Below are 23,155 nucleotides of genomic sequence, written 5' to 3'. Positions count from 1 at the left end.
AGGATGGGATGACAATGAAAAAAAGACATATATTAATCGTGGTGTTAGGAATTATGTTATTAGCTGTATCAGCTTGTGGAAGTAAAAAAAGCAGTAATGACTCTAGCAGGACTAATAAAGATAAATGGAGCGAGATAGAAAAAAACAAAAAAGTTGTGATAGGGTTGGATGATACGTTTGTGCCAATGGGATTTCGAGATGAATCAGATAATATTGTGGGATTTGATATTGATTTGGCTAAAGCAGTATTTGCAGAATATGGAATTGATCCTGAATTTCAATCAATAGATTGGTCAATGAAAGAAAATGAATTAAACAATGGGACAATTGATTTAATTTGGAATGGGTATAATATTACGGATGAAAGAAAGGAAAAAGTCGCCTTTAGTGATCCTTATATTACTAGTCGTCAAGAATTAGTCGTGATGAAAGATAATGGTATAACATCATATAAAGACATGAAAGGCAAAATCTTAGGAGCTCAAAATGCGTCAACAGGACAAGATATGATTGATAAAAATCCTGAAGTATTTACAGATGTGATCGCCGATAATGAGCCAGTTTTGTTTGATACTTTTAATGAAGCGTTTATTGATTTAAAAGCCAAACGAATTGATGGATTAATTGTAGATAATGTGTATGCTAATTATTATATAGCGCAACAAAAAAATCCAAATGACTACGCCATTGTTGAAACACCATTTGAAAGTGCAGATTTTGCTGTAGGTATTCGTAAAAGTGATAAAGAGTTAAAAATAAAAATTGATGAAGCTTTTAAAAAATTAAAAGATGATGGAAAAATGAAGAAAATTAGTGAAAAATGGTTTGGAAATGACCAAGCGATTCAATAAAAAAGAGCCTATAATCGGGCTCTTTTTGCTTGTTTAATGGTCAGATAACTTGTATTGATTAATGAGAAGAGTTTCGTTGTATCATGCAGAGAGGATAAGTCAATGCTAATCCATTGTTCTTTATTCATGTGATAGGCTTTATAAAACCCTTCTTTTTGAATAAGGAACTCCGATTAATTCGGTGTCTAATTTAACATCAATGATGATTGTATCTGATGATTCATCTAATCATAATTAGGAGTATTGATATTAGTATCAGAAGATAATAGAAATATCTTTATTTTTTGGCACTTGGAAGATGATGTCAATACATGATGTGACGAATATTTACGTGATAAATAAAAAGGATTAAACACTGAGTTTCTTGAAAAGTATGCTTATTTTTATGATAAAAGATTTAAGCAAATATGGCGTTTAGAAGCAAGTGTGTTCTTTCAAAATTGAATCAATGGTATTTATCAACAAACGCCATATGATGGATTTTATAATATAAGGTTTTTTCTGAAAATAGTAAGTAAATTAACATGTAAAGTTGTTTGCTTTCCCATAAGTATGATAAAATGTGCTATGTTTTAAATTTATCATTCGTTAATTCATAATGAACAGTTACTATAGATGAATTAACTTAAAAGGAGAGAAGTATGTCAAATCAAGAGGAAATTATAGTTGAAGATAGCAATCAGTTAAATCGAACGATGACGTTCTTTCCTGCTTTATCTACCGTTATGGGGACTGTTATAGGTGGAGGAGTGTTTTTCAAAGCAGCTAGTGTGACGCAATCAACTGGATCAGCTAGTCTAACGCTAATGTCATGGTTTTTAGGCGGTGTGATTAGTATCTGTGCAGGATTAACAGCAGCAGAACTATCGGCTGCTATCCCAGAAACAGGTGGAATGGTGAGATATATTGAACGGGCGTATGGTAAGTTATGGAGCTTTTTATTAGGATGGGCATTAATCATTATTTATTTTCCAGCCAACGTCGCAGCTCTTTCTATTATATTCGGTACCCAGTTTAAAAACTTATTTGGTTTATCCCACTCAGTGATTGTACCAATAGCTATTTTAGTTGGTGGTTCCATTATGTTGATTAATTTTTTAGGAGCCAGAGCTAGTGGAATATTTCAATCGATTACATTGGTTTGTAAGTTAATACCACTTGCCTTAATTGTGATTTTTGGATTACTGAGACAAGGTGACGTAAGCGTCAGTTTATTTCCAGTAACCGCAGGGGCACAAACATCTGGATTTTTCCCAGCGTTAGGAGCAGGGCTTCTTGCTACTATGTTTGCATATGATGGTTGGATTCATGTGGGAAATATATCAGGGGAGTTAAAAAATCCTGAGCGAGATTTACCAAGATCAATAGCCGGTGGATTGTTTGGTGTTATGGTGATTTATTTATTAGTTAACTTTGTTTATTTAAAAAGTTTACCCATCGAATCATTAGCAGGGAATGAAAATGCTGCGATGGATGTATCAAAACAAATATTTGGAGACTTTGGTGGGAAAATTGTTACAATCGGAATTCTAATTTCTGTATACGGTGCAATTAATGGCTATACAATGACTGGTATGAGAATCCCTTATACTATGGGATTAGATAAACAATTACCATACTCAAATCAATTAGCAAAATTAAATCGTAATAAAGTGCCTTTTATTGCAGGACTTTTTGAGTTAGCAGTAGCAGTTGTCATGATGTTATTAGGTGGATTTGATATTTTAACGGATATGTTAGTATTTGTTATTTGGATTTTTTACACATTGGTTTTTTGTGCTGTGATAAAACTTCGTAAGAAAGAACCTGATTTACCAAGGCCATATAAAGTTCCGTTATATCCATTTATCCCCATTATTTCCATCATTGGGGGAGTATTTATTCTATCCATGACGTTGATTAATCAATTATCTCTTGTCGTCACAGGTTTAGGACTAACAGCTTTAGGTATTCCATTTTATTTATATGCGAATAGAAAAAAAACTAGAAAGTGAGAGGCTTTCTAGTTTTTTGATTAATAAGAGTAACTTATAGTGGGGATTTATTTTTTTTAATATCTATCTGGATATGTTATGGATAACTTGATTATTTTATGATAAACTATTTTTAGGTAACGGTTTCATAAAAATAGGAGGTCTGATAGATGGAAACAATAAAAGTAGGTATCGTTGGATTAGGGAGATTAGGTAAGGTTCACGCTCACAATTTAAACGATAAAGTAGCTAATGCCACATTGTATGCTGCATGTAGTCCCGTTTCAGAAGAGCTAGAGTATGCTAAAAATAACTTAGGTGTACAAGTTACCTATACTGATTATGAAGAGATGGTTAAAGATGAACAACTTGATGCGATTTTTATTGTGTCACCATCAGGATTACATTGTTCTCAAATACAACTTGGATTAAAACATGGAAAACATGTTTTTTCTGAAAAACCAATCGGACTTAATATTGAAGAAATTAATGAAACGATTCAAGTTATTAATCAATACCCAAACCAAAAATTTATGCTTGGATTTATGCGACGCTTTGATACGGATTATATGTATGCGAAAGAACTTGTTGATAATGGTGAACTGGGTGACGTAACATTAATTCGTTGTTATGGAATTGATCCAAGTGAAGGTTTAGAAAGTTTTGTTAAATTTGCTGGAGCAAGTAATAGTGGTGGTTTGTTTGCTGATATGTCAATTCATGATATTGATTTAGTTCGTTGGTTTACAGGTCAAGAAGTAAGTAAAGTTTGGGCAATAGGGAAAAATGCTGCTTATAAAGAACTTGATGAAGTGGGAGAACTTGAAACAGGAGCCGCCATGCTCCAGTTAGCTGATAATACTATGGGAATATTAGTAGCTGGTAGAAATTGTCATCATGGGTATCATGTTGAAACAGAATTAATTGGAACAAAAGGCATGCTGCGTATAGCACAAGTACCAGAAAAAAATCTAGTCACTATTATGAATGAACATGGCGTTGTTCGGCCAACCTCACAAAATTTCCCAGAACGTTTTTCTCAAGCCTTTATTAATGAAGCAAATGAGTTTATTGAGTGTATTCTAACTGATAGACAGCCTAGTATTAATGCAATTGACGGATTAGAATCGACAAAAGTAGCACTTGCTTGTAAAGAATCATACGAAAAAAATCAACTAGTTACAATATAAATACAACAGAACAACGCCCTTGAAACATAGTGTTTCAAGGGCATTGTTTTGTGATATCTCATTTACAATTCTCCTGTTAAAAACTGCGCTTTACCAAATGCAAAGCTCCAATCTTCATCATCATTAACAACTAAGTTAATCATAACGTCTTCTTTTCGAATGCCTAATTCATCATTTAAAGCAGCCACTAAATTGTGGTAAAATTGTTTTTTTTGTTCAGTTGTTCTGGGGCGAGTAATAAGACTAAATAGAAGCACATCTTTTGTTCGTTCAAATCCTAAACCAGTATCTAATATTTGCATTTCATATGGTTCGTGTTGGTTGACTATTTGGTATCTATCGCCCACAGGTGCATCAAAGGCTTCTAACATCACTCTATAGGAAATTTTTAGAATTTCTTCTATTTCTTCTTGTTGTCGTCCTTTTATCATATCAATTTTCATTAATGGCATTAAAAAATTCCTCCCATAACTTAGTGATTAAAGTATCTCAAATTTAACCAACATAATCAAATTAAATGCACTAGTTTAGTAAAAGTTAATCAAAAATATTTCTTTTATACTTAAAAATATATGGTTAGATATAAAAAAATATATATTATGATTTGACATAAATGTATAAAAGTAGTATGATTTTTCCATAGAATGTGAAAAGTTAAACAATAGATCGAAAGTAAGTGATGATAGTGAATATTGAACGTTTTATAGAAGCAAGGAGACAAAAAGGGTTTTCGCAAAATGACTTAGCAGAAAATATTTGCACGCAAGCAACGTTAAGTCGGTTTGAAAATAACTCTCAAGTTCCAAATTTAAAGATACTAATTAAACTGTGTGAAAGATTGGATTTACCTTTGAGTGAGTTGTTTCCTAAAGTTGGAATTCGATACACTGATGTAATTGAAATATTAAATCAAGCAGAATTTTTATTAATAACCAGCGAATATCAAAAAGCAAAGAATTTAATGGAAACAATTGATATTTGCAAAATCGAAGACAATGATATTTTGTTGAGGTATCATTATTTGACAGGTTTTTTAATGGTTTTTCAACATGCTAAAATTACCGATATTTTGTTTAATTTTGATCAAATTTTATTAGACAATGGAGAAACTGAAGATATCTATCATCTACTGGCTTACACTGGAATTGGGATGGTATTTGCCAGAGAGAATGATGTGGAAAAAGCAGAGTTTTATTTTAATAAAGTGTTGGAAAAAATCTATCGTTATCCTATAAAAAAAGTAGAAGATACTTGGCGAGTATTAAATATTGTCTATCAATGTGGTGAGTTTTATGCTAGCATTCATGAGCTCGAGGCTAGTAATGTTTTATTAAATTATGCGATAAAAATATGCTCAGATAATCACGTGACGTATTATTTAGCTCGTGCTGCGGCACAGCTTGCGCAAAATGCAATAGAAGAAAAGAAAGATAAAAATGACATTTTAGAATTAATTTACGATGCGAGAGCTTATGCCAAAATTAATCGTAATGAGATTAAGTTAAAAGAGTTAAAGCAATTAGAAATTGCTGTTAAGAAAGGATTGTAGGCCATGCAAAATAAAGTGGTCAAACAATTACATTTGATGGGAACAGTAATAGATATTACTGTAGTAGGAAATAAAGCGGAAGAAGTAGTTGAGAAGACAGTTAGAATGCTAGAGTATTATGAAAAAATGTTTAGTGCTAATGACGATACTTCAGAATTAATGAAAATAAACTTTAATGCTGGAAAAACAGATACCATGGTTTCTCCTGAGCTATACAATCTTATTTCCCTAGGCAAGTATCATAGTATTCAGGATGATAGTTTTTTAAATATAGCGATTGGCCCTTTAATAAAAGAGTGGAAAATTGGGTTTGAAGGAGCGTTAGTTCCATCAAAAGAAGTCATTGAAAGTCTATTAAGAAAAACCAATCCAGAAAAAATTATTTTAAGTCCTAATACACATAGTATTTATTTAGAGGATAAACAAATGGAGATTGATCTAGGTGCATTAGCAAAAGGATTCATTGCTGATAAAGTAGTTGAGTATTATAAACAACAAGATATAACGTCGGCTATTTTAAATCTTGGTGGTAATGTGGTGGTCTATGGAGAAAGTCATCATCCAGATGGTTATTTTAGAGTAGGAATCCAACATCCAACAGAACCACGCTCTCATTGTTTAGTAACTATTCAAGCTAAAAATGAATCGATTGTGACGTCTGGTATTTACGAAAGAACGCTAACAGTTGGAAAAACAATCTATCATCACATAATTAATCCAAAGACAGGATATCCAATCGAAACAGATGTCGCTAGTTTGACGATTATTTCTAAACGATCAGTTGATGGAGAAATATGGACAACACGTCTATTTGGTAAAAATACTAAAGATATTATTAGTACTGTGAATCAACTTGATGCTATTGAGTGTGTTGTTATAGATAAAACAAATAAAGTATTTACTTCAGAGATGATTAAAACAAAACTAATGTAAAGAGAGGAAGATTTTTATGGATAAGTATATAGCGATAGTAGGGACAAATTCTGATCAGTCAACAAATCGAAAATTATTGTACTTTATTAGAGATTACTTTAAAAACGAGGCAGATATTGAAATAATCGAAATCAAAGAGTTCCCTATGTTCAATAAACCTGACGATGGAAATTTACCAAGTATTGTAAAAGAAGTAGCGCAAAAAATAGAAGAGGCAGACGGTGTCATTATCAGTACACCGGAATATAATCATGCCGTTCCTGCAGCATTAATGAATGCATTGAATTGGTTATCTTACAATATTTACCCATTTGTGGATAAACCAGTTATGATTACAGGAGCTTCATATGGTACGTTAGGTTCATCAAGAGCACAAAGTCATTTAAAACAAATGCTTGATTCACCTGAGTTAAAGGCTAGAACAATGCCGAGTTCGGAATTTCTATTAAGTCACTCACTTCAAGCTTTCGATGAAAGTGGAAAATTAGTAGATGAGGATCAAATTCAAAAATTACATAGTCTATTTTTAGACTTTAAGCATTTTGTCTATATGACCAATCAATTAATGAGTGCTCACAAACAAAATAAAAAAGAAGCAGAAAACTTTTCATGGGAAAATATTTAAGGAGGAAGTCAAATGAAACTAGTAGGAATTGTAGGATCAAATGCTGATAAATCATATAATCGTACGTTGTTACAATACATAAAAAAACACTTTTCTGATAAATTTGATTTAGAATTAATCGAAATTAAAGATGTTCCATTGTTTAATCAAAGTAATGATCAAACAAATACGCCAGTGATTCAGTCAATAAACCGTAAGATTTTAAATGCAGATGGGGTTATTATTGCAACACCTGAACATAACCATACAATACCAGCCAGTTTAAAGAGTGTATTAGAGTGGTTATCATTTAAAATACATCCACTAGAAAACAAACCAGTAATGATTATTGGTGCTTCATACTATGACCAAGGTTCTTCACGAGCTCAATTACATTTACGACAAATACTTGATGCACCAGGTGTTCATGCTTTAGTCATGCCAGGAAATGAATTTTTACTTGGAAAAGTACGCGAAGCTTTTGATGACAATAATGACCTAAAAGACGCTAAAACTGTTGAGTTTTTAAGTAATGTATTAGATAAATTTTTACGATATATTGAAGTAATATCTGAGCTAGAAGGAACGAAAAAGCCTGAACTGGAAAAAGAAGATTTATATTGCGAAGGGTCAATCGATACCACAATTGATGGAGTTGACAAGGGAGCTGATGACTGGGTTGAACAAGCATCAGAAAAAGTTCACGCAGTAGAAGGTGATACTTATGTCAAATTAAATCGTGGTATATTAACGGTTAATCAGTTAAATCATTTCTTTGCCTCAATGCCTATGGAATTAACCTATGCAGATAATAATAATCAATTTTTATATTATAATTATACAAAAGAAGATAAAGATATGTTAGCCTCACGTCATCCAAGTCAAGTAGGGAACCCTCTAGCCTATTGTCATCCAGAAAAAGCATTAAACGGTGTGAATTGGGTTGTTCAGCAGTTACGATCTGGAGCTCAAGATTGCGTAAGAGTACATGTTCCAACACATGGACCAGATAAATTTGTTGTACATAATTATCAAGCAATTCATGATGATGAAGGAAATTATGCTGGCATAAACGAATACATATTAGATTTTAAACCAATTGTTGATTGGTATTTAAAACAAACAGGTCAAACTTTAACACCAGGAACAGATACAGTCAGTGGAGCTTCAGAATCTTCCAAACATACTGGTTCATCTGATGCGGATGCAGTTTCAAGTGCGTCAAAAACAGAATAATAACTAGACAGCAAAAGACTAAGATGTCCTATCTTGGTCTTTTTTTTGTTCGCAAATAGTAAAGTTACTAGTATAAATTAGTTTATCCTATTGAAAATGAGAAAAAAGTTTATCATAATGAGAAAAACTTAATAAATAATAAACAATATTTTAATCTTATTGTTGTTATTAAATAATCAAAGGGGTAGGTAAATGAAAAAGTCGGTTGTTAAAAAATCTGCAGTACTTATGAGTAGCTTATTATTGTTGTCCACGCCAATTTTAGATGCAACAATTGTATTGGCACAAGAAAATGAGAAAACTAGCGACAAGCAAACAGGGAAAAAGCAGATAGAAGAGAGTTTGAAGAAGTATTTATTGGAGGAAAATGCTTCTGCAAATAAAGCGTATTCTAAAGACTTTTACGCTAGAGTCAACGAACAATTAAAAAAAGATGGGTTAATACAGGAAAAATCATCAGAAACAAAAGTTGATAATAGTCAGCGTATTAGAGTACTAATTCAACTTGATAAAGAAGTGGCTATTGATCATGTTGATTTACCAACAGGCTCTAAGTCTTCTGTTCAATCAATTGAAAAAGCGACAGAAAAAGTAGTAAAAAAACAATCGTCTTTAAAAACTAAAATTGAAAAAATATCCGGCTCACAAGCTAAACGATCATTTGGTTATTTATTAAATGGTTTTTCAATTGATGTCAAAGTAGGCGATATTGAAAAAATTGAAGCGTTACAAGGTGTCATTTCAGTCACACCAGCACAAGTTTTTTATCCAACAGATACGCATGCGAATGCTATTGCTGAAGTTCAAAAGGTTTGGGAAGAAAGAAAACTTCATGGTGAGGGAATGGTCATTTCAATCATTGATAGTGGAATTGATCCGAGTCATAAAGATTTGTTTTTATCTAATCCAGAGAGTGGCGTGTTAACAAAGGATAGTATTAACAAAATGGATAAGGGTTCTTATTTTAGTGAAAAAGTCCCATTTGGTTATAACTACGCAGATGGTAGTGATGATATCGTCGATGTGGGTGATGCTGGGATGCATGGACAACACGTTGCAGGAATTGCAGCATCAAATGGTGATGTAAAAGGAGTGGCTCCAGAAGCACAATTACTTGCAATGAAAGTTTTTTCAAATAATAAAAACATTCGTGGGTGTTATAGTGATGATGTCATTGCTGCGATTGAGGATTCTGTCAAATTAGGAGCAGACGTTATTAACATGAGTTTGGGTTCTGTTAGTGCTAACACTGATCCAGAAGATCCACAAAATCAAGCGATTAAACGAGCGAGTGATGCGGGGGTTATTTCAGTTATTTCTGCCGGGAATAACAGTGTTAGTGGAACAAATGACATGCATGATACACCAAAAAATTTACTTGATACTTCAGATATGAGTACTGTTGGAAGTCCTGGTGTAACGACAGAGGCCTTAACAGTTGCTTCATCTGAAAATTCGATTGTGACAATGGAAACGCTACAGGATAAATTAGGACATGCTGTTTTCAATTCAGTACCTGAACTAACAGATGGATCTACCACTATTTTTAGTAAAGTAGAAACAAATTATGATGTATTAAATAGTGAGCGTCAATTAGTTGACGTAGGTCTTGGACGAAAAGAAGACTACACAGACGATATTAAGAAAGCACTTAAAGGAAATATCGCTTTAATTAAACGTGGGGAAATTTCTTTTACCAATAAAGCAAGATTAGCTAAAGAAAATGGAGCTGTTGCTGCTTTTATCTATAATAATACAGATGGTGTCGTTCAAATGTCTCTAGAAGATACTGAATATCCAACGATTGGTCTATCTGATGTAGATGGAGAAGTATTGCTTCAAATCGCTAAAGATAAAAAGCCTGTTGCTTTTACGCTTGGGAAGGCAGAAGTTGATAACAAAATGTATGGTAAAATGTCTGATTTTAGCTCATGGGGACCAACACCTGAATTGAATTTTAAACCAGAAATTTCAGCACCTGGTGGAAATATCTACTCATTAGCTAATGGTAATAAATATCAAACAATGAGTGGGACGAGTATGGCATCACCATTTGTTGCAGGGTCACAGGCATTGATTTTACAAGCAATTAAAGAGAAAAAATTAAATTTAAGTGGAAAAGAATTAGTAAAATTTGCAAAAGACTCAGCTATCAGTACTTCTGTACCACTGCTTGATGTGTCACATACGAAGGAAATTATTTCACCTAGACGTCAAGGTGCTGGTGAAATAAACGTGGCTTCAGCTATTGAAAATGATGTGAGTCTTCATTACACACCAACTAAAGATTCAACCATTGCCTTAAAAGAAATTGGTCGCTCGACAACTATCAATGTTACATTAACCAATCATGGAGAAAAAGAAAAAGAGTTTACTGTTAATGATTTTGGTGGGGTATACACTCAAGCAACAGACGCTAATAAAGAAATCTACGATACGAAGATTGAAAAAGCATCTCTGTCAACAGAGAATCAAACCATTAAACTTGCAGCTGGAGAAAGTAAAGAAGTAGTATTCCAGTTAAGTTTGCCTTACTCTTTTGAAGAGCAACAATTTGTTGAAGGATTTATTGGTTTTGATGGCGTGGATACGCCAAATCTTGTGATACCTTATATGGGATTTTTTGGTAAATATTCAACTGGAAACACAATTGATCCATTAATTTACCAAGATGGACATAGTGCTCCTACGGCGTCAGGTTTTTTAGCAAGTAATAATAACTTTATTTTAGGAATGCTTAAAGATGATCAAGGTCAATCAGTTGTTTCTCCTGATGCGATGGCCATCTCTCCTCAAAATAAAGATAACATTCAAGATTATAGTATTCCTTATTTATTTTTCAATCGTAATTTTGCTAAAGCGACTTATGATATTGTAGATGATAAAGGGGAGACGATAAAAGAGTTATATATTGCTAAAAACGGACGAAAAGATTTTTACAATACAAGTTCTGGAAAATGGACAACTCATGTCGTATCTCAAGCAAAATGGTCAGGAACTCAATACGATAAAAAATCAGGAAAAGAAGTATTAGTTCCAGATGGTCGTTACCAATATAAAGTTACGGTGTCATCACAAAGTGATAATTCCGATCAAGTAACGTATATCCCAGTCACAGTCGATAATACAAAACCTAAGATAGAAAAAGTTGAGGTAACAAAGTCTGGGAAACTATTAGTAGATGCAAGTGATAAGTTATCGGGGATTAAGCAAGACGTTGTAGCATTAAGCGTCAATGGCAAGAATTACAAAGTAGCACTTAGACAGATACCACAAGGTGAGGAAAATGCAGGAAAATATGAAACGGTTCAAAAAATTTCAAGTGTCTTTTCACCAGGGAAAAATCAAATCATTCTTGCATTGAGTGATCATGCAGGTAACGTTGAATTTTCTTCAACAATCGAAGAACAAGGGAACCAAGATAATTTATTAATGTACAACGTGTCTCCAAATCAAACCATTAGCCAAAATACAGCAGGGTATAACAAAGAGGACAGTACGTTTACTTTAATAGGAAGTTATGCAAAAGATACGTTACTTTATGTGGATGGTATAGAGGTTAAAACATCAAATAAAGGATTATTTGAAGTGAAGGTTCCAATTACTAAAGACAAGACGGATTTTAATTTTACTTTAGACAAAGAAGGAAATGAACCTTTAGGAACATTATCTGTAAAAGTAGATATCGAAGCACCAATTATTCAAGTGCAGGACTTGACAGATGGTGTCATTAATACAACAAAAAATAATTATACAGTAACTGGACAGATAACAGATGCAAAAGAAGCTGTCATATATGATCCAAAAGAAGATGTTTCAACGCCACTGACATTAGATAATGGGGCATTTTCATATGATTTATCGCTTGTTTACGGGGATAATTTATACTTTGTTATTGCGGCTGACGATGCTGGTAATGAATCCGTTCAACAAGTTGTTATTCACTCATCTGGCACGACAAAATTAGATGATACTTTCATTAAATTTGATAATATCGAATCAAGTTTATCTATTATTAATACAGAGAGTCCTGGCTATGACAAGGAAAATAAAGTATTAACCATAACAGGTAAATTAGCTTATCCAGTTAAACAGTTTACATTAAATGGAGAGAAAGTTGATTATGATCCAGCGACATTAGCGTTTAGCTACCAAATGAAAAATATTTCAACAGGTTCTTATCGATTAACTGCTTATGCACAAGATGATGATTTAAATAATGGTCGACCTGTTGTTAATTATGGCTATACGATTTGGGTAGATGACAAATTACCAACATTAACGTTAGACAATGTAGAACAAGATGAGTCAGGAAAACTTGTAGGCTTTACTAATCATAATCCATATGTAGTAAAAGCAACGATTACAGATAACTTAGCCGGGTATAACTTAAGTATCAATCATAATCACGTTCACACTGATTCAGATTATGATGTGTTTAATGAAGCATTTTTTGCTAATCGACCTGCTGTTGATGTAGCGTATAAAGTAAAAATATTACCTGAAGAAACATCAAAAATGACAGCAACGCTAACAGATTTGGTTGGGAATAAACAACAGTTAGATTTTGATATTCATCATCATAAAGATGAGGCTATTAGTGCGCCAGAGATTACGTCCAATGAAACCTCATTAACCAATAAACCAATTGTTCTAACACCAAAAAATAAAGAGTCTGTCATTAAACACGCAGGGAAATTCAGTGCACCAGAGTTATATTATTCAACTGATCAAAACACTTGGACACTTGTGCCAGATACGATAACGGTCAGTGAAAATGGTGATTATTTCTTTAAATACAGTGACAAATATGGCAATGAATCTCCAGTGACTCATACAGCAATTCAAACTATTCGTTCTGAAGTTAAAGCTCTTCCAACGGTCTCATTAAGCTCATATGGAGGAAAAGAAAAGCAAGTAACAGTTACTTTAGGTATGACGGCAAAGGATGAGCATACAAGTATTAAGTATAGTTTGGACGAAGGGAAAACATGGGAAGATTATAAAGATGCTTTTGTTGTAACAAAAAATAGTGTGCTACAAGTGAAAACGGTTGATACAGCATCTAATGAAAGTCCAGTATTTTCTGAAAATATTATGGTAAAACCATCATCTGTTGAAACGACTGACAGTGGTACACAAACAGATTTACCAACTAAAAAAGAAGATGAATTAACGAAGGATAACGATAAAAAAGGAACAGACTCTGATGATAAATCAAAAGAGGGAAATCCACCTTTTGAAAAAAACAAAGATAACTCAGAAAAAGATAAAGAAGATAAAAAATCCGAAAATAGCGTGATATCGCAAGCACCTATTGGATTTATTGATGGAAATATAAATAAATATAGCGCTACATCAAATCAATCATCAACACAACATACGCAACAAGGCTCTAAAATAACCAAAGCGTTACCTAAAACTGGAGAAGTAGAGAATAAAAAAGTATTTATTTTAGGATTGTTAATGTTGTCATTACTTTCTATTAGTTGGTTTGGTAAACATAAAAGAAATAAAAAAAATAGTTAATACATGAAAAAGAAGAAGGATGGGAAGCCCTTCTTCTTTTTTAATACTTTTCAAATAATCTAGCATAAAATGAGAGTCTTATTTATTATTGTGGTATAGTTATATCATAAATACTATAAAAGTGGGGAAGATGTCTTTATGATAAAAGCAGTTGTCAAACAAATTGGCGAGCATTCAATGGATGCAAAAGATGAAATGATTATTTTATTTGGAGAAAAAGTAACAAATGAATTAGAAAAATTTTCTGTTATTCAAACAATTGAAACAGATGAACCGTTTAACATTGAAGTTGGTGGGACTATTTCTTTTGATGATCAAGAGTACCATGTTGTAAAAATTGGTCCTATAGCTAATAGACAATTAGACTCTATGGGCCATGTGTCATTAATGTTTAAAAGTCCAGAAGGAATGGACGAATTATCTAACGCTATCTATTTAGAACCATATACATTCCCTGTCATTAATGAAGGGACTATTATTACATATCGTTAGGGGGAAAGTAGTTGAAAGTAAAAAAAGAAGGAAATACCAAATCTTTATTTTATCGTTTATTTTTAAATAATAAACTTATTACTGGGTTAATGGTTATATTGCTCGTATTATTAATATTATTAGTGTTTACACAAGTATCACACTTATTTACACCAGTTGCACAATTTTTAGGTATTGTTGGTGTGCCAATCATTATATCTGGATTATTATATTATTTATTAAATCCAGTCGTAAATTTTTTTGAGAGACGTGGTATTAAGCGTGTGTATACGATAAGTGCTCTTTTTATTACCATTCTAGGTTTAATTATTTGGGGAATTGTCATCTTGATTCCTAAAATTGAATATCAGACCAAAAGTTTTGTCACAGAATGGCCTCATTATTGGGATATTATTGAACAAAAGACGACAGAATTTTTGGCTCTCCCAGCTTTAAGTGAGTTTAGTGAACCATTTGAAAAATATTTTAATGAATTAATCACATCCATTAGTAGTTTAGCTAGTTCTGTTTCAAAAACAACGTTTAATAGTCTAGGTAATATTGTGGGAGCTGTTGCGAATGTTGTTGTTACTACAATTACTGTTCCATTTATTTTATTTTATTTATTAAAAGATGGAAAACAACTTGTACCATATATTACCCCCGTAATACCTACTAAAATGAGAAAACCAACGCTGAAAGTGTTGGAAGATATCAATAAGCAATTATCTTCTTATGTTAGAGGTCAAGTGACAGTTGCCTTTGCAGTAGCTGTTATGTTTATGATTGGTTTTAGTGTAATAGGATTGGAATACAGTGTGACGTTAGGTATCTTGGCTGGTGTACTAAATCTCATTCCTTATATTGGTTCAGCTTTAGCAACTATCCCAGCAATTGTTTTAGCGTTGGTAAATGGTCCTAAGATGTTAATAGCTGTGATTATTGTTTTTGTTTTGGAACAAACCATTGAAGGTAGAGTCGTATCGCCACTTGTTTTAGGTAGTCAATTAGATATTCATCCTATTACCATTATTTTTGTATTATTATCAGCTGGTAAACTATTCGGTGTACTGGGCGTTATCTTAGGGATTCCTGGATATGCGGCCATTAAAGTTATCGTAATACATTTATTTACTTGGTACAAGGAAGTGTCAGGATTATACGAAGAAGAAAAAGAGGATACAACGTTAGTGTAATAAAAAAGTCACCAATTAATGATATTGGTGGCTTTTTTCTATTGTTAAAGAGATTTTAATATTTATGATAGCATTTTTCACATTTAGTTACAAAAAGAGTCATAAATAAATGATTTAATAAGAGTGCTCTTAGCTAAGAAATATTTTAAAGAATTTTTAAACGTAATATGTCATTCATCAAATTTATATGAGTTGTTTTTTTAATTTTAATTTGTTGTTACACTAATCAAAAAGTATTTTTTAAATGATTAAATATAATTAAAATGATAAAAATTCGGTCATAATGTGTGGAAAATATCGATGTTTTAGATAAATCCATTTATAAGAATAATGTAACTTTGGATGGGTAAGTTTATGGACATGAATACTTTTGGGCAATTCACTAAGTAAAAATTCTGGAACAAAACTGATACATTGTTTAGTCTTTATAAGTTGTAAAAGTAATTTAACATCTGTACAGCTTGTTATTTGTTTTTTACTATTAGTAGTAAGATTTAACCAAATAACAAGATCCCTATAAAGTTCTTCTTCTTTATGCAATGGTAAAATGATATCTTTTGATTGATTAAGAATTTCATTCATTGTCCAATGTTTGTCATAGTTTTCAGAGTAAACGAGGTAAACAGGAACCGTTTCTTTGTGAGCTATAGTATATTCTTTTTGATCAAGAGTGTAGTGAGTCAAAGCTACATCAATTTGTCTTTCATCTAGCCTTTCTTTTAATGTGAATTGATCATTTTGAAAAAAATTGAGTTTAATATCAGGATATTTTTTTACATAGTCTTTAATATTTGTATATAATACTGTGGATAAGAGTGAATCCACTCCGATGTTAAGGGAGCCTAGAGTTCCTACTGTACTATCGTGAATACGTTGTTTCGCTAAGTTGATTTGCGCAATAATAGATAACGCCTCGTTATACATAATACGACCACTAGGGGTAAGATGATGTTGTTTTTTGTGACGTTCAACTAAAATGGTCCCTAATTCAGTTTCTAATTGTTTTAGCATTTGACTTAATGCTGATTGAGCAATATTTAATTTTTTAGCAGCGTCGGAAATCGTATTTGCTTCGGCAATTGCAACAAAATAAGTTAGCTGTCTTATGTCCATGTGATTTCCTCCTTCCTGATTATAAAATAATTAAAAAATGAGATTATTCTAATGATATCAAAAAAAGAGATAAACGTCATTACTAAATTAAATAGAAAATAAATTTCTTTGTCATTGTACAATGAATAAATAATAATGGAGTGTTTAAAATGGAAATAAAAGAAAAAAAAGAAGAAAAAATTATTCATAATATTGTAAAGAGTATAGAAAAAATGGATAAGCATTTAGATGATATAAAACAAGAAGGAAAATTGACACAAACAAGGTTAAAGGAATGGTTTTTTGAAAAAGAAGTATTATATGATATTAGACATATACTACATGAAATTGATAAATATGATGGCTACAATCTAAACAGAATTCAACCAATCGATGAAAATTTTTTGGAACTTGGTTTAGATTCAGAAACGGCTTCTTTTATGAAGGATTACTTTGGTTAAAATAAAAAAGGTGAACTTGATGATGTAATCAAGTTCACCTTTTTTATTTTAATAATTCTTTTTCTCTATACCACTGATCAGGTTCCCAAACCCATGAACGTCCATCGTTTTCAAGTAAGTCGAAGGCTTCTTTAGGTCCCATCGTCCTAGCAGGATACGTTGGAATGTTGGAAGTATCCTTGTCCCATACATGTTTAATAACGTCAACAATTTTCCATGATGCAGCTACTTCATCCCAATGAGTGAAGTTAGTGGCATCTCCTTTTAGACAGTCTAAAAGTAATTTTTCATATGCTTCAGGACTGTTTTCTAATGTTTCACTTGAGTGACGATAATTTAGTTTAACAGGATCCATTGCAAAGCCTGATCCGATTTCTTTGCCATTTAACGTTAAAGAAAATCCTTCAGTAGGTTGGATATAAATGGTTAAGATATTTTCAGGAATATCTTCTGTTTGATCTGCTGAACGGAATACGTTAATTGGTGTTGTTTTAAAGACAATATTAATACGTGTTCCTTTTTCAGTCAGACGTTTCCCAGTACGAATATAAAAAGGAACACCTGCCCAACGAAACGTATCAATCATTAATTTTCCGGCCACAAATGTTTCAGTTGAAGAGGTAGGGTCGACATCTTTTTCTTCATGATACCCTGGGAATTGATTACTACCAAGATGACCTTTAGAATATTGTCCTCGTACAACATTTTCTTTGACTTCTTTTTCGTTGTAGATACGAATAGATTCTAATGCACTAATCTTTTCAGTTCGAATGGCATGATCAGAAAAGATGGTTGGTGGTTCCATAGCTAAAAGTGCGACTATTTGTAGAATATGATTTTGTACCATATCCTTTAATGCACCACTCTTATCATAATACCCTCCGCGCTCTTCTACACCTAAAGATTCTGCCAACGTGATTTGAACATTATCAATATAGTAGTGATTCCATAACGATTCAAAAATATTATTTCCAAAACGAATGGCAGAAATATTTTGAACCATCTCTTTTCCTAAGTAATGATCAATACGGAAAATCTGATCTTCAGTAAATGCGGCAGAAATAGAATCATTTAATTCTTTTGCTGTTTGATAATCTGTTCCAAATGGTTTTTCGATAATTAAGCGGTTGAAACCATTCTCACTTAAAATATGCTCAGATTTAATGTGTTGAGCAATTGTTCCAAAGAAACTTGGTGCCATAGCTAGGTAAAATACACGATTACCATTCAATTGGTAAGTATTATCTAGTTCACTAGCAAGTTTTTCAAGAGTAACGTACTCTTGTGTATTGGTAACATTATGTGCTTGATAATAAAAATGTGATGTGAAAGAATCAAGCTCTTTTGGGGTAGGGTTTAATTCTTGAATACTGTCTGTTATGACTTCTCTGAAGTGTTCATTTGTCCATTCACGACGAGCTGTTCCTATAACAGCAAAATGTTTGTTGATAGCTCCTTTACGGAATAAACGAAAAAGAGACGGATAAAGTTTTCTTTTAGCTAAATCTCCAGTTCCCCCAAAGATGATAAATAATGCTTTGTTGTCTTGTGTCATCTTATTTCCTACTTTCCTAACAATATATCTAAATAATCTTATTATTGGTCTTATTTTACTTGTAAAAGACGGACAAATCAATAAATTAGAGTTTTATGAGAATCTTTTTTACTTAATCGCCATGATAAGATAAACACTATTTTTATGATATAATTGATTAAAAACATATGAGAGGTTGATAATATGACAAATACGTTTACTGAAAAGTACACAATTCCTTATTATGATTGTGATGCTGAAGGGTTATTAAAAGTTCCAACACTGATAAAGATGATGATACGAACTTCTGCTAATCAAAGTGATTCTTTAGGTGTTAATGAGACGTTACTTCAAAGTTTTAATATCAATTGGATTATTACTGAACATGATTTAACCATACATTCTTTACCAGTTTCTGGAGATGATGTTTTTATAACGACTCAAGCTGAAAGTTATAATAAATATTTTTGTTATCGAAAATTTTGGTTACATGATAAAAAAAACAATGAATTGGCTTTTATGGAGTCAACCTTCGCACTAATGGATAATACCACCAGAAAAGTTCATGCCGTTCCAGATGAAGTTATTTTACCTTTTCAATCTGAGAAAACAAAACGAATAAAACGTGGAGAAAAAATTCCAACATTACAATCAGAATCGATCAATCGCTCGTTTGGTGTGAGTTTTTGGGACATTGATGATAATCATCATGTTAATAATGCCACCTATCCTGCTTGGATGATGGATAGTATGTCTTATGATTTTTTGATTAGTCATGTTCCAAGTCGAGTGATCATTAAATTTAATAAAGAAATTCGCTATGGGGAAACAGTGGATAGCTATATTGAGGAAATAGATGATAATAAAACACTTCATCAAATAAAATCTGGTACAGATATATGTGCAGATGGTTTGATAAAGTGGGAAATACGATAGTTTTATGATCAGGATAAATGAAATTTGCATATTGAGTTAAAATCGTTCACACTTAAATAAACTAAATAAAAAGGAGTTGCAAAATTTTGATTGAATTTCAAAATGTATCGAAAATTTATAAAGGAAATAAAAAGGCAGTATCTGACATAAATTTATCATTTGGGGATGGTGAATTTATTTGTTTTATCGGAACAAGTGGTAGCGGTAAAACAACTGCAATGCGTATGGTTAATCGTATGATTGAACCAACATCAGGAAAGATTTTAATTGATGGAAAAGATATCACAAAAGAAAATCCTGTTGATTTAAGACGTAGTATTGGATATGTCATCCAAAATATTGGTTTATTACCTCATATGACAATTCGAGAAAATATTACATTGGTACCGAAATTACTAAAATGGCCTGAAGAAGAACGCAATGAAATAGCAGAAAGATTGATTAAGCTAGTTGAGCTTCCTAAAGAAATGCTTGATCGCTATCCAAATGAATTATCTGGTGGACAACAACAACGTATCGGTGTGATTCGTGCGTTGGCTGCTGATCAAAATATTATTTTGATGGATGAGCCTTTTGGAGCATTAGATCCTATTACTCGCGATTCATTACAAGATTTTGTTAAAGAATTGCAAGAAAAAATGGGGAAAACGATTGTATTTGTTACACATGATATGGATGAAGCACTAAAATTAGCAACGAAAATTGTAGTCATGAGTCATGGAAAAGTGGTTCAATGTGACACGCCTGAAAATATTTTACGTAATCCAGCGAATGATTTTGTCCGCGAATTAATCGGAGAAGAACGTTTGATGCATAGTCAGCAAGATTTTATTACAGTAGGTGAAGTCATGATGAAACGTGCTATTTCGATTACACCAGAAAAATCATTGTCTCAAGCGATTCGTTTAATGCGTGAAAAACGAGTGGATACGTTACTTGTTGTCGATGGAAATAATGTCTTAAAAGGCTTTATTGATGTTGAGTCTATTAATGATAAGCGTGGGTACTCGACAAGTGTTGGGGACATCATGGAACTTGATGTATTCTATATAAAACAAACAGCCCTTTTAAGAGATGCCATTCAACGTATCTTAAAACGTGGTTTGAAATATGTGCCAGTAGTTGATGACAATAAAAAACTAGTCGGAATTTTAACTCGTTCATCTCTTGTAGACATGGTTTATGATACGATTTGGGGAGAAGAGGATTCATCATCTGAAGATGAAACACCAGTAGAGAAGGAGGAAGTATAATGAATACCTTCTTATTGGAAAATGGAAATGAATTAGTTGTCAAAACATTTGAACATATATATATTTCAGTCATCGCTTTACTACTTGGTGTGATTGTAGCGGTACCTTTAGGCATTGCATTGACTCGCACAAATAAATTAGCAAACATTATCATTGGACTTGCTAGTGTATTACAAACTATTCCTTCTTTAGCTTTATTAACAATGTTTATACCTTTTTTTGGGGTCGGGAAAATGACCGCAGTTGTCGCGTTGTTCATCTATTCGCTTCTACCTATTTTAAGAAATACATATTTGGGTATTAAAGGAGTAGATCCTAATATGGTAGATGCAGCTAAAGGAATGGGTATGACCGACTATGAACAAATTCGTTTGGTAGAAGTTCCACTTGCCTTGCCTACAATTATGCGTGGTATTCGTTTAGGAACGGTTTACGTTATTGCTTGGGCAACTTTAGCCTCGTATATTGGTGGTGGTGGTTTAGGTGATTTAATTTTTAGTGGATTGAACCTATACAAACCAGAATTAATTATTGGAGGAACTATTCCAGTGGTGCTACTAGCTTTAATAAGTGATTTTTTGTTAGGACTATTAGAAAAAAGACTATCTCCTAAAATGAAGGAGGCTAATAGTTAATGAGAACAAAACAAAACAAATTATTATTCATTTTAATGATAGGGCTTCTCTTTTTAACAGGTTGCGAATTACCTGGATTAGGTGGTGGAAAAGGAGATACTCAAACCATTCGTGTCGGATCTTTGGCCACAACGGAAAATCAGATATTAGCCAATTTAGTTAAAGGGATGATTGAACATTATACAGATGATAAAGTCGTTCTTATCAATAATTTGGGAACAAGTACAGTAGCACACAATGCAATGGTTAATGGAGATATTGATATTTCTGCTGGTCGTTATACAGGGACGGACTTAAGTGGGACACTAAATTTACCTGCTGAAAAAGATCCAGAAAAAGCGTTTGATATTGTTTCAGAAGAATTTAACAAGCGATATCATCAAACATGGTTACCTTCTTATGGATTCGCTAATACTTATGCTTTTATGGTATCAAAGGAAACAGCTGAAAAATATAATTTGAAAAAAATTAGTGATTTGAAAAATGTTGCCGATCAACTAACAGCTGGTGTTGATACATCTTGGATGAAACGTGATGGAGATGGGTATCAAGCATTCTCAGACACATATGACGTCGATTTTAAAAAGGTTTATCCTATGCAAATAGGTCTTGTATATGATGCGGTTGCTGCTGGAAAAATGGATGTTGTTTTAGGGTATTCAACAGATGGACGTATTGCAAGTTATGATTTAGTTGTGTTAGAAGATGATTTGAGATTTTTCCCACCTTATGATGGTAGTATTGTGATTGATAATGATGTGATGAATAAAAATCTAAAATTAAAAGAAGCATTACTTAAATTGTCTGGGAAAATAGATACAAAAACCATGCAACGACTTAATTACGAAGCAGATAATAATCTATTAGAACCCGAAACAGTCGCCAAAAAATTCTTAAGAGAAAATAACTTTTTTGAGGGGGAAAAATAATGCAAGATATGAATATAATGCAACAGTTCTTTTATTATTTACAAAACAATAGTGGCTATGTCCTCTCCCAATTTGTTAGACATTTTCTTATTTCAATCTACGGGGTATTTTTTGCAGCTATTGTGGGAATTCCTATTGGAATTTTTATTGCAAAAAAGAAGCATTTAGTAGATTGGGTGATTGGAGCTGCCAATGTTATTCAAACTGTTCCATCGCTGGCAATGGTATCTCTATTAATGCTTGCCTTTGGTTTAGGGGTGAATACGGTTATTATTACGGTATTTTTATATTCTCTCTTACCAATTATTTCTAATACTTATACAGGTATGACACAAGTCGATAAAGACATACTTGATGCAGGAAAAGGAATGGGAATGACGTCTTTCCAACGTTTATGGATGATTGAATTGCCATTGTCTATTTCTGTTCTGATGGCAGGAATTAGAAATGCCCTTGTCGTAGCAATAGGCATTACAGCAATTGGATCATTTGTTGGAGCTGGTGGGTTAGGAGATATTATTATCCGTGGAACAAACGCGACTGATGGAACGGCTATTATTTTAGTTGGAGCATTACCCACTGCACTGATGGCGATTGTAACAGATTGGGTACTAGGATTGGTGGAAAAACGACTGGATCCAGCTGGAAAACTAGTTGGTGCGTCAACGGCAGTAGAAGGAAAAGACACACCATAAATAATTTAAAGAAAAATTAACTTGTCTTTCATTGTTTATAGGTGTAATTTAGAAAAAAATGAAGCGAGTTTTTTATTAGGGGGAAAGT

Annotated in this window: 19 protein-coding genes; 16 read left to right on the top strand and 3 right to left on the bottom strand. The window is 32.7% G+C overall.

The genetic code is table 11. From position 1 onward, the window contains the following. The first annotated feature begins 8 nt into the window (after positions 1 to 8). The 3 genes from MN581_RS03655 to iolG all read left to right on the top strand — a co-directional run bounded on the left by MN581_RS03655 (position 9) and on the right by iolG (position 4,014). Positions 9 to 851: an amino acid ABC transporter substrate-binding protein gene (locus tag MN581_RS03655; protein WP_241699204.1), complete on the top strand. Its 843-nt coding sequence runs from the start codon at positions 9 to 11 to the stop codon at positions 849 to 851. Positions 852 to 1,492: 641 nt separating this feature from the next. Continuing rightward, entirely contained in the window at positions 1,493 to 2,845 is a 1,353-nt protein-coding gene (locus tag MN581_RS03650; RefSeq protein ID WP_241699203.1) for an amino acid permease, read from the top strand. Between the two features lie 149 nt (positions 2,846 to 2,994). Then, positions 2,995 to 4,014, top strand: a complete 1,020-nt coding sequence (gene iolG, locus MN581_RS03645; protein ID WP_241699202.1) for an inositol 2-dehydrogenase — start codon at positions 2,995 to 2,997, stop codon at positions 4,012 to 4,014. 62 nt (positions 4,015 to 4,076) lie between these two features. Here the strand turns inward: iolG and MN581_RS03640 are convergent, their stop codons facing one another. After that, complete coding sequence (locus MN581_RS03640) at positions 4,077 to 4,466, bottom strand: tautomerase family protein (protein ID WP_117973163.1); 390 nt, start codon at positions 4,464 to 4,466, stop codon at positions 4,077 to 4,079. A 227-nt stretch (positions 4,467 to 4,693) separates the two neighbouring features. Between MN581_RS03640 and MN581_RS03635 the strand changes: the two genes are divergently transcribed. From MN581_RS03635 to MN581_RS03605, 7 genes are all read left to right on the top strand, one after another. After that, complete coding sequence (locus MN581_RS03635; RefSeq protein WP_117973162.1) at positions 4,694 to 5,563, top strand: helix-turn-helix transcriptional regulator; 870 nt, start codon at positions 4,694 to 4,696, stop codon at positions 5,561 to 5,563. Between the two features lie 3 nt (positions 5,564 to 5,566). Continuing rightward, on the top strand, positions 5,567 to 6,496 hold the full coding sequence (locus tag MN581_RS03630; RefSeq protein WP_071456437.1) for an FAD:protein FMN transferase: 930 nt from the start codon (positions 5,567 to 5,569) through the stop codon (positions 6,494 to 6,496). A gap of 16 nt (positions 6,497 to 6,512) precedes the next feature. Then, positions 6,513 to 7,121 (top strand): NADPH-dependent FMN reductase, encoded by a 609-nt coding sequence (locus MN581_RS03625; protein ID WP_117973161.1) that lies wholly within the window; start codon positions 6,513 to 6,515, stop codon positions 7,119 to 7,121. Positions 7,122 to 7,133: 12 nt separating this feature from the next. Next, positions 7,134 to 8,336 carry an NADPH-dependent oxidoreductase gene (locus tag MN581_RS03620; RefSeq protein ID WP_241699201.1) on the top strand — a complete coding sequence of 401 codons (1,203 nt, stop codon included), beginning with the start codon at positions 7,134 to 7,136 and terminating at the stop codon, positions 8,334 to 8,336. 192 nt (positions 8,337 to 8,528) lie between these two features. Further along, positions 8,529 to 13,865, top strand: a complete 5,337-nt coding sequence (locus MN581_RS03615; protein ID WP_241699200.1) for a S8 family serine peptidase — start codon at positions 8,529 to 8,531, stop codon at positions 13,863 to 13,865. A 138-nt stretch (positions 13,866 to 14,003) separates the two neighbouring features. After that, positions 14,004 to 14,357 (top strand): PTS glucitol/sorbitol transporter subunit IIA, encoded by a 354-nt coding sequence (locus tag MN581_RS03610; protein ID WP_117973158.1) that lies wholly within the window; start codon positions 14,004 to 14,006, stop codon positions 14,355 to 14,357. Positions 14,358 to 14,368: 11 nt separating this feature from the next. After that, positions 14,369 to 15,532: an AI-2E family transporter gene (locus MN581_RS03605; protein ID WP_233519178.1), complete on the top strand. Its 1,164-nt coding sequence runs from the start codon at positions 14,369 to 14,371 to the stop codon at positions 15,530 to 15,532. Positions 15,533 to 15,790: 258 nt separating this feature from the next. Here the strand turns inward: MN581_RS03605 and MN581_RS03600 are convergent, their stop codons facing one another. Beyond that, the gene (locus MN581_RS03600; protein WP_117973157.1) at positions 15,791 to 16,645 is read right to left on the bottom strand and encodes a LysR family transcriptional regulator; all 855 of its coding nucleotides are present in this window, start codon (positions 16,643 to 16,645) and stop codon (positions 15,791 to 15,793) included. Positions 16,646 to 16,794: 149 nt separating this feature from the next. Between MN581_RS03600 and MN581_RS03595 the strand changes: the two genes are divergently transcribed. Beyond that, positions 16,795 to 17,085: a hypothetical protein gene (locus tag MN581_RS03595; RefSeq protein WP_117973156.1), complete on the top strand. Its 291-nt coding sequence runs from the start codon at positions 16,795 to 16,797 to the stop codon at positions 17,083 to 17,085. 43 nt (positions 17,086 to 17,128) lie between these two features. Here MN581_RS03595 and zwf read toward each other — a convergent pair whose 3' ends face one another. Beyond that, entirely contained in the window at positions 17,129 to 18,640 is a 1,512-nt protein-coding gene (gene zwf, locus MN581_RS03590; protein WP_117973155.1) for a glucose-6-phosphate dehydrogenase, read from the bottom strand. Between the two features lie 183 nt (positions 18,641 to 18,823). On the opposite strand from zwf, the gene MN581_RS03585 reads away from it, so the two are divergent. From MN581_RS03585 to MN581_RS03565, 5 genes are all read left to right on the top strand, one after another. Next, the gene (locus MN581_RS03585; protein ID WP_117973154.1) at positions 18,824 to 19,555 is read left to right on the top strand and encodes an acyl-ACP thioesterase domain-containing protein; all 732 of its coding nucleotides are present in this window, start codon (positions 18,824 to 18,826) and stop codon (positions 19,553 to 19,555) included. Positions 19,556 to 19,641: 86 nt separating this feature from the next. Continuing rightward, entirely contained in the window at positions 19,642 to 20,808 is a 1,167-nt protein-coding gene (locus tag MN581_RS03580; protein ID WP_241699199.1) for an ABC transporter ATP-binding protein, read from the top strand. Then, complete coding sequence (locus MN581_RS03575) at positions 20,808 to 21,443, top strand: ABC transporter permease (RefSeq protein WP_117973152.1); 636 nt, start codon at positions 20,808 to 20,810, stop codon at positions 21,441 to 21,443. Before MN581_RS03580 ends, MN581_RS03575 begins: the two co-directional genes overlap by 1 nt. Then, positions 21,443 to 22,372, top strand: coding sequence for an osmoprotectant ABC transporter substrate-binding protein (locus MN581_RS03570; RefSeq protein WP_117973151.1), 930 nt, complete (start codon positions 21,443 to 21,445; stop codon positions 22,370 to 22,372). Before MN581_RS03575 ends, MN581_RS03570 begins: the two co-directional genes overlap by 1 nt. Continuing rightward, entirely contained in the window at positions 22,372 to 23,067 is a 696-nt protein-coding gene (locus MN581_RS03565) for an ABC transporter permease (protein WP_117973150.1), read from the top strand. Before MN581_RS03570 ends, MN581_RS03565 begins: the two co-directional genes overlap by 1 nt. Positions 23,068 to 23,155 lie beyond the last annotated feature (88 nt).

This window comes from Vagococcus sp. CY53-2 (assembly GCF_022604695.1).
Taxonomy (GTDB): domain Bacteria; phylum Bacillota; class Bacilli; order Lactobacillales; family Vagococcaceae; genus Vagococcus.
Note: the sequence above shows the minus strand (reverse complement) of the source record. Positions and strands in the feature narration are given on the sequence as shown.

Excerpts from the sequence above, each read along its gene's own strand:
- MN581_RS03655 (WP_241699204.1), top strand. The coding sequence starts at position 9 with ATGACAATGAAAAAAAGACATATATTAATCGTGGTGTTAGGAATTATG.
- MN581_RS03650 (WP_241699203.1), top strand. The coding sequence starts at position 1,493 with ATGTCAAATCAAGAGGAAATTATAGTTGAAGATAGCAATCAGTTAAAT.
- iolG (WP_241699202.1), top strand. The coding sequence starts at position 2,995 with ATGGAAACAATAAAAGTAGGTATCGTTGGATTAGGGAGATTAGGTAAG.
- MN581_RS03640 (WP_117973163.1), bottom strand. The coding sequence starts at position 4,466 with ATGCCATTAATGAAAATTGATATGATAAAAGGACGACAACAAGAAGAA.
- MN581_RS03635 (WP_117973162.1), top strand. The coding sequence starts at position 4,694 with ATGATAGTGAATATTGAACGTTTTATAGAAGCAAGGAGACAAAAAGGG.
- MN581_RS03630 (WP_071456437.1), top strand. The coding sequence starts at position 5,567 with ATGCAAAATAAAGTGGTCAAACAATTACATTTGATGGGAACAGTAATA.
- MN581_RS03625 (WP_117973161.1), top strand. The coding sequence starts at position 6,513 with ATGGATAAGTATATAGCGATAGTAGGGACAAATTCTGATCAGTCAACA.
- MN581_RS03620 (WP_241699201.1), top strand. The coding sequence starts at position 7,134 with ATGAAACTAGTAGGAATTGTAGGATCAAATGCTGATAAATCATATAAT.
- MN581_RS03615 (WP_241699200.1), top strand. The coding sequence starts at position 8,529 with ATGAAAAAGTCGGTTGTTAAAAAATCTGCAGTACTTATGAGTAGCTTA.
- MN581_RS03610 (WP_117973158.1), top strand. The coding sequence starts at position 14,004 with ATGATAAAAGCAGTTGTCAAACAAATTGGCGAGCATTCAATGGATGCA.
- MN581_RS03600 (WP_117973157.1), bottom strand. The coding sequence starts at position 16,645 with ATGGACATAAGACAGCTAACTTATTTTGTTGCAATTGCCGAAGCAAAT.
- MN581_RS03595 (WP_117973156.1), top strand. The coding sequence starts at position 16,795 with ATGGAAATAAAAGAAAAAAAAGAAGAAAAAATTATTCATAATATTGTA.
- zwf (WP_117973155.1), bottom strand. The coding sequence starts at position 18,640 with ATGACACAAGACAACAAAGCATTATTTATCATCTTTGGGGGAACTGGA.
- MN581_RS03585 (WP_117973154.1), top strand. The coding sequence starts at position 18,824 with ATGACAAATACGTTTACTGAAAAGTACACAATTCCTTATTATGATTGT.
- MN581_RS03575 (WP_117973152.1), top strand. The coding sequence starts at position 20,808 with ATGAATACCTTCTTATTGGAAAATGGAAATGAATTAGTTGTCAAAACA.
- MN581_RS03570 (WP_117973151.1), top strand. The coding sequence starts at position 21,443 with ATGAGAACAAAACAAAACAAATTATTATTCATTTTAATGATAGGGCTT.
- MN581_RS03565 (WP_117973150.1), top strand. The coding sequence starts at position 22,372 with ATGCAAGATATGAATATAATGCAACAGTTCTTTTATTATTTACAAAAC.